The following is a 1,118-nucleotide window of genomic DNA, read 5'->3' as shown; positions in this document are numbered from 1 at the left end:
GGGCGGGGGCGGCGTTGATCTCGGGTCCGGTGCGACCGTCAGGCCCGAGCCTCGCCTGCTCCTCAGAGGGAGCCCCGATACCGGCGGGTTTGTCCCCGGCCCTGGCTTCGACCTCCGCTCCCACAAGAGAACCTTCGAACGATGACGTCATACCGGCAGATTACCTCAAGTCATAATATTTGCAGCTTGAATAGTTCTAGTTGTAAGTTTCTGCCATGAGCTTTCAGGAAGAGCGCTTGCGCCGGACGTCCCCCATCCGTTCACTTCAGCTTGGAGACCTCAAGATCAGCTATGTGCCCGACGGAGTGGTGTACCTCAAGCCAGGTGGTTGGCTACCCGCTGCGACGGCGCAGGACTGGGAGCACAACGCGGCCCATCTCGACGCCAACGGAAACCTGGTGGCCACCATCGGCGGGCTGCTCATCGAGGACGGCGAGCGAGCTCTGCTGATCGACGCCGGAGTAGGTCCGGTATCCCTGCCCGACGATCCGGGCAACCCGTTGGTCGGCGCCCTGCGCGGCGGCGATCTGCTCGACAACCTCGCCAAGCTGGGACGCCGACCGGAGGAGATCGAGGCCGTGGCGTTCACCCACCTCCACCCCGACCATCTCGGCTGGGCTCACCACACCGCCCCCGGCGACGAGCTGCCCGCCTTCACCCAGGCCGCATACCTGTTCGCCGAACCCGAATGGACGCAGCAGCACCTGCGCACCGCGACCGACGTCACCGACGAGATGCTCGCCACCCTGGCGAGCCAGGCACGGATCATCACGGACGGCGAGGAGATCTTCCCTGGCGTGCGGACGATGTTCACACCGGGGCATACGGTCGGGCACGCGAGCTATACGATCACGTCCGGCGGCCGGCGCCTGATCGCCTTCGGCGATGCCCTGCACTCAGCGGTCCAGATCCGCCATCCGGAGTGGTCGGCCGGCGTGGACTCGGACCCGGCGGAATCGGCCGTTCACCGGCATCGGCTGGTCAAGGAGTTGCAGGAGCCCGACACGATCGGGTTCGGCGTGCACTTCGCCGACGTGGTCTTCGGCCGCGTCCACACCACCGCGACCGGCCCGACCTGGCACCCTGTCGCCTGAGCACTCCCATCGACACCCCCGCCC

Annotated in this window: 1 protein-coding gene; it reads left to right on the top strand. The window is 66.7% G+C overall.

Annotated features, from left to right (window positions below):
- The first annotated feature begins 215 nt into the window (after nucleotides 1-215).
- Nucleotides 216-1,094 (top strand): MBL fold metallo-hydrolase, encoded by an 879-nt coding sequence (locus FAF44_RS53275; protein WP_237111133.1) that lies wholly within the window; start codon nucleotides 216-218, stop codon nucleotides 1,092-1,094.
- Nucleotides 1,095-1,118 lie beyond the last annotated feature (24 nt).

Origin of the sequence: Nonomuraea sp. MG754425 (genome assembly GCF_021699195.1) — a bacterium.
Classification (GTDB): Bacteria; Actinomycetota; Actinomycetes; order Streptosporangiales; family Streptosporangiaceae; genus Nonomuraea.
The sequence above is the reverse complement of the archived record's forward strand: the minus strand, read 5'-3'. Positions and strand labels throughout refer to the sequence as shown.

Coding starts and splice junctions, on each gene's coding strand:
- FAF44_RS53275 (WP_237111133.1), top strand. CDS start 216: ATGAGCTTTCAGGAAGAGCGCTTGCGCCGGACGTCCCCCATCCGTTCA.